At 58.5% G+C, this 6,036-nt stretch carries 4 protein-coding genes and 1 pseudogene; 1 reads left to right on the top strand and 4 read right to left on the bottom strand.

Annotated features, from left to right (window positions below):
* Positions 1-485: 485 nt before the first annotated feature.
* Positions 486-1,028, bottom strand: coding sequence for a hypothetical protein (locus tag Q3C01_RS24105; RefSeq protein WP_458147785.1), 543 nt, complete (start codon positions 1,026-1,028; stop codon positions 486-488).
* Positions 1,029-1,073: 45 nt separating this feature from the next.
* On the bottom strand, positions 1,074-2,021 hold the full coding sequence (locus tag Q3C01_RS24100; RefSeq protein WP_458147784.1) for a S1/P1 nuclease: 948 nt from the start codon (positions 2,019-2,021) through the stop codon (positions 1,074-1,076).
* Between the two features lie 755 nt (positions 2,022-2,776).
* On the opposite strand from Q3C01_RS24100, the gene Q3C01_RS24095 reads away from it, so the two are divergent.
* Entirely contained in the window at positions 2,777-3,385 is a 609-nt protein-coding gene (locus Q3C01_RS24095; protein ID WP_458147783.1) for a hypothetical protein, read from the top strand.
* A 291-nt stretch (positions 3,386-3,676) separates the two neighbouring features.
* On the opposite strand, the gene Q3C01_RS24090 is transcribed toward Q3C01_RS24095, so the two are convergent.
* Together Q3C01_RS24090 and Q3C01_RS24085 are read right to left on the bottom strand one after the other, a co-directional pair.
* Positions 3,677-4,117, bottom strand: a complete 441-nt coding sequence (locus tag Q3C01_RS24090) for a hypothetical protein (protein WP_458147782.1) — start codon at positions 4,115-4,117, stop codon at positions 3,677-3,679.
* 492 nt (positions 4,118-4,609) lie between these two features.
* A pseudogene (locus Q3C01_RS24085) lies at positions 4,610-5,922 on the bottom strand (DUF2130 domain-containing protein).
* Positions 5,923-6,036: the final 114 nt, after the last annotated feature.

Raw genomic sequence — 6,036 nt, 5'->3', positions numbered from 1 at the left:
ATGTCGGAGGCGATGGACCTTAAAAAGGAGAAGAACTTCTTCGAGACCCGCGTCATCGAATACCAGAACGGGGGAGCACTGAGTTGGGATTAATGAATAGGATGCTCGTGATGGGCGCTTAGTGTGCCTGCTCCCGAGCAGTAACTCCCGGATCATACACCGAGCGTTACGCTACCTTCCCCCGTTACGCCGGTGCCAAAGGGAAGACGGCGTCCGAGAAAAAGGGCCGCCGTCGACAAGGCACAACGTTGGAGAGGCAAAGGCGGTCACGACCGGAGTGCGGTGGCGATCGAGAGGAGCACCAAGCGCTCGACACGATATCGCAGGCCGAGGAAAAGCTCTCGGAAGCGGAGATGAAGGAGCTGCAAGAAGCCCGGAATCGCGAGAAAGTGAGAGTTTAGCATGCTCGTCCTGGCCTATCTCCAGGCCAGCGCCGACGAACAGGGCGCGTGCCGGCGGCACATATGCGCACAGGAGCAGCGGCCTTAGTGCGGCAAAGCCTGCTCGATGGTCTTACTGACTGTATCGACGTCTTCCTTCACCGCCGTCGGCCGTCCGGGAGGAAGGCCAAGACCGAGGTAGCTGCCGGCGCCCGGGTTCGCCGCGGCCGGGTATTCGCGCGATACCCAGCCGATCGTGGAGGCTCGCATCCAGACCTTGTCGCCGGAAAGCAGCGTGAACTGAACGAATTGGTCGCGCCCCGCAAGCTTGAGGACGTCGTCCACGGACTCTTTTACTGGCATCAGGTTTGCGAAGACGCCGAGCACCTGCGTGACCGGCGGTTTCGGACCGTTCGACGACAACTCGGCCGGCAGCGGAAAGAAGATTTGCGGCGAAAGGCGCAGAGTCTCGGCGTCGACGCGAAACTCGCTGGTCGGCAGAGCGACGACAGCCGTGATTTTCTTGGCGTCAAAGAAGACAGGCGTCCCGGTGATTGGCGTCAATTGGGCGTGAGGCGATGCTGCGAATACGGGTTCGACCAGGAACGACGCTATGGACACCACGATGGCCGCGAAAATTCTGATCATTGTTCGATCCTCCAAATCTTCATATCGCCGGTGGTCGGCAAAAATCTACTTCAGCGCGTTGTCGATCAGATTGGCCAATCGGGCCGCAGCCAAGGCGGCCCGCGCTCGGGCCACATTCTTGGCACTGGTCTCGTACTCGCGCGTTAGGAAGACCGGGTTCTTTCCCGCGCTGACCGGCGGCGCATACGCGAACTGTTTCGCAAGATCCGCGCTCTCCTGAGCCCAGACAGCGGGATCGGCAATCTGCGCTTCAGCTTGGCTGACGCCGACGCTCGACAATCCGTCCTTGTCGTCCGCGTCGAAGATCGCGCCATAGGGCGAGGAATAGCCGCCGAAGATCGCGTCCCAATAGGCATGCAGCGCCATGCTCCAGCCGCTCGCCGGAACCACGGATTCGGCGTTGCCCCCGGCATCGCCATCCGGGATCTGGACAGTGTACCGCGCGGCCGCGTGCAGAGGCTGGTGGGCGTCGCCGACGAGATGCAGGATCCAGACAAGATCGTACGAACGCACGTCGTCAGATGCGCCCGAGGATGCGGGCAGGGCCGCAGTCAGGAGCTTTAGCTGCGTGACGAAGTCGACCGGATCTCCGGGCGGCAGGGGCGTCCCGTCTGGAGTGAAATCGATGTCCTTGAAGTGCCAAAATGCGTGCTGGTTATGGTCCGAATAGCCGATGTTCTGTCCCGCCGCGGGGCTCGTGACGGCGTCGCGTGTGTAGCCGTATTGTTTGGTCTTGATGTCGTCGGCCCACGTGGCGGCGTGAACGAATGCATACATCTTGGCCGTCTTCTCGTCGGGCGCGCCCGCCGTCCACTTTGCGTAGTCGGCGTTAAGCTTCAACAAGGCGTCGGCCTTGTCCCGGACGGGATCGGACAATCGCTTGTAGGCCAGATAGGCGATCTGCATGTGCCCCTCGTCCCACCACGCGCGGGCGGGACACGAGGCCAAGCCGAGGGTCACGGCCAAAAACGAGATCGAAATCGCGCGACGCATCTTGAGATGCCTCCACTCTTTGTTGCCAGAGGTTGCGTTTAGAGGTTGCAACTATCCTGTTTGTTTTACCAGAACTGTATGACAGGGCGACGCGGGTTGCGCGGACCTTGTTACAAAGTGTTGGTGCGGCGCCACGACCATACCGACTTGCGGGACCGCTGCGGCCGACGGCGAACATCACCTTCAACTTGCGGGATTCGCAGTTGAGCTCACGATCACAGAGGGCAAGCAGAGCGATGACCGCTCGTTGTTAACGTGGCGGCGGGCATCAAACGCATGGGTATGCATAGCACGACGGTATCCTGCTTCATCGTCCAGGCATTCTGCAGGCCTTTTGTTGGCCCGAGCGCAGCTTTTCTTCGCTCGTCGCCTCGAAGGCGCGTTTTCCTGCGCGATCCTGGCACTTAAGATGCTCGTGATTGGCTCGTGCGTCTCATCAATCCCGAGCCTTCAACCGCCGCTGGACGAAGCTAAGTGGCAGGTCAGTCCTCTCAGCTGTCCAAGGAACATCGCTTCTCCCGCTTTTGGAAGGCTGCCGCGCCACAGCCGTTGAGGATGGGCACTGTCTGTGGCGCTATGACGAAACGATCGAATTTGCGAAAAGCCATCCCGACTTCGCTATGCCTTCTCGGAAAAGCTACGCTTGAGATGCACGGTCGCGAAGTTAGACTCATGTAATCGCCTCAGAGGGATCGATGTTTGCGAACCGTATCCGGTTCGGCGCTGGCGCTCTCGCCGTCTCCGGAATCCTATTCGTGATCTACCCGGCACTTCGACCGTTCTCCGACGAGAGGTCGCTGCTGGGCGCCGCTGCTTTCGGGTCTGGGGCATGGCTGGCGTCGCACATGCTTGCCATTGTGGCGTTTACATTGCTGCCATTGGGGCTACTAGGGCTGCAACGCTCTCTCCTTGGGACGCGGGCTGAACGCCTGCTCTTTGTCTCCGTCGTCTTGTGCGTCATTGGAATAGGCTTGACGCTGCCGTTTTATGGCGGCGAATCCTATGGTCTTCATGCGCTGGGGCAGGAAGCGCTACGGCAGAACTCCGACGCTCCGCTCGGCCTGGTCGACGCCATCCGCTCCGGACCTGGTCTCGTCATGTTCCTTGTCGGCCTGCTGCTCCTTGCGGTCTCAGCAATTGTGACCGCAACGGCGCTTTGGCGCTCCTGTCATTATCCGAAGGCAAGCGGCGTTCCCTTCGCCGTCGGGATGTCCTTGTACATTCCGCAATTCTTCGGTGCGCAGCCACTCCGCATTGCTCATGGATTACTGATCGCAGTTGGCTGCGCTTGGATGGCCGCGTGTCTTTGGCGGCGTGAGCAGTTAGCGCGCGTCGACAGTGACCCTCCCAGGCGAGGTGCGTAAGAGGCGTCATAACGATGCACATTTGCGCGGGAAAATGTGCCTGCCAGCTGCTCTATCGTCCTCCAACGCGGAGCATCCGATACGATGCGAACTTGCATTAGGATGAAAGGGTTCCCCAAACATTATGGCAGTACCATCGCCGGGCAGAAACAGCGCGCAATGCCGAACACGCCCGCGTCAAATGGATGTCACGATCGAAAAGGGCGAGTGCTAAAATGGCTCGCTTATCCGAGGTCTCTATCCAAATCTGGTGATTCTCAAAGAGTCAAAACGTCTGCGTCGAGCTACCAGCTAGAGATTGGGTTCGAATTCTTCCGCTCGAGGCGCGCACTTGTTTTTCTCGTGGCCTATCGCCCGCTCGCTCGGCATCGCGGATGAACGAGAATTGGCGATCCCGACCGCTCCCGAACATTTGGTGCATCTACCCAAAATCCATTGCTCAGCGGCATCGGCAGAATCAAAGCTTCCGATCAAAAGCTCCGAACTGCCGTCAGTACGTAGTTCGCGGATCATATAGCGACCGGAACCATGCCAGCAGATTAAGTAGTTGGAATGCCTGTTTGGGCGCATCGCTACATCGCGAAAGAAAAATCGGCTGGTGAGCCAGGGGTTCACATACGCAACAGTATCGATTCGTAAGTTAACCGCGCAGTGCCCCATGTCCATACATACGAAGGTTTGCGCCTTCTGGTCCATCGAGGTGCCGAAAGGGCTTGCGACCACGCGTCTCATTCGGCCAAAAATCGAACGCCGAGAGAAGCTGCGGCTACTCTTGAAAGCAAAGTCATCCGCACGATAAAAGCTACGCCCTGAGAACGATGCTCTCTCTGCTCAAAGGTTAGAACGCAGGAGGCTCACCGATCGTCTATCGTCTTCATACAAACGGTTGCGCATGAATGGAGTGGACCGAAGAATGTCGGCTAACCAGCTCTGATGCGCGGGGTTAATCGCCGCATCCCCGATTGTGTGTCCGAGGCCTGCTCCTATCCTCCTGCTAGCGTCGGCGCCTCTCCGGACCAGGCGTCTGACGAGCATTCCCTCTGCCTTGATCCCACTTTCGCCCAGGCGCGATATTAAGGAGGTCTGACCTAAGCCTCTGCGCCTTGCTTGCAAGTTCGCGTGCACCGTTGTCCGAGGCACCCGCATGGAAGACGTCAGCCCCCATGATCGCGCAGATAACAATGCTCCCACCAGGAACAACTGCAGATCAAGCCGCGCCAGACTTCAGCTGACCTGCCGCTCGGCTTCGCTCGAATCCTCCAGTAATGGCAAATCGAGGCTTGGAATCTCTGGCATTGCCTTACCAGCGATCGCTTGCAGATCTCCAACCAGGCCGACGGTGGACTCGACGACCGAAACGATCTGAGCTTCGCGTTTGGCCCATTGCCTCCCCATAAACTTTCGCTCTTTATCGAGGTCTTCGCGCATATCGTTGAATTTTTCGACAACTGCTTCCACTCGCTGTCGGAACTTCATGCCAATCAGATATTGATAGACCTGCTCCATCTTCGTCTGTTGTCCTTGCTGGGCCGAGCGCGAGCTCTTGACCTCGATGAGGTCTGACGGAGTGCAATAGCAACAGGTACCGCGTACCGGGGATGCGCAACCCACACTCCGTCGATCAGATCGAAGTGCTCAACGTGCTTTGGAAGCGCATGAGAAATAATGAGTGCGATGTCTGCGCCGCAGCGGCGCTGATCGTCGCGCAGCTTACCTAGCCAACCATCGCTCCAGGCTTTCGTCCGCTTCGATTCCCAAAGAATGATCCCTGCGGACCGTCCTACCAGCCCATTGACCTGTTGTACGACGTCGGCCCCCAGTTCGCCCTTGGCGACAGGTTCGATAAGATCTGAGGGAAATCGCCCGCGCAAAAGCTGTTCGAGCTCAAGCTCGAGCACCTCGCCTTGAGATTGCTGCGACCCTTGCTCGGCCTTGCGCTTGAGTTCCTCGATTGTGCGCGACATCGATTCAATCGTCTGATCCTTCTCGAGAACTCTCAGGCGCGTTGCCTCATCAGCTTCCTGTCTCGCCTTTGCACGAATGGTGTCGATGGATGCCTGAACCCGCCTCTCGACCGTGAGTTCAAGTTCGCGTTTCTCCTCATCGAGAGCACGCTGCTTGCGAATCAGCTCCACCTGCTGTTGCTGCGCCTCAGCGAGTTTAGCGTTGTTTGCCTCAAGGCTCTGACGAAGCTCCGCGGCCTCCGTCTCTCTGGCCTGCAGCTCTGCTGCAGTGGCCTCGCGGGCCTTTTTGGCTTCCGTCGCGACCAGCAAGGCGCGCTCGGCTGAAAGTCGTTTCGTCACCTGATCTTCGATCTCTTCGCGCGCTCTCGCAATCTGCTCACGCTCTAAGCGCAACGCTTCGGTCTTCCGGAAGACCTCTTCGTCTTTGTTGGTCAGCAGCGTCTGGAAGTGCTTGCGTGTCTCTTCAAGGAGCGGAGCCGCAAGCGATTCCGTCAGCTTAATCTCATTTCTGCAGTGTGGGCATTGGAGCATAGGCTCATGCGCGACGGCGGTCATGGTTGCTGCGAGCTTCATGTATCCTCTTGTCTCTGCCACCTGCATAAACGCTCGTCACGTGAATGACGCTGTTTTAGCGCGAATTCCACACACTAGCGGCGGCATCGAGCACTCTCGTCAGCTTTTCCACTG

The sequence above is a fragment of the Bradyrhizobium sp. UFLA05-109 genome, from assembly GCF_054185165.1.
Note: the sequence above shows the minus strand (reverse complement) of the source record. Positions and strands in the feature narration are given on the sequence as shown.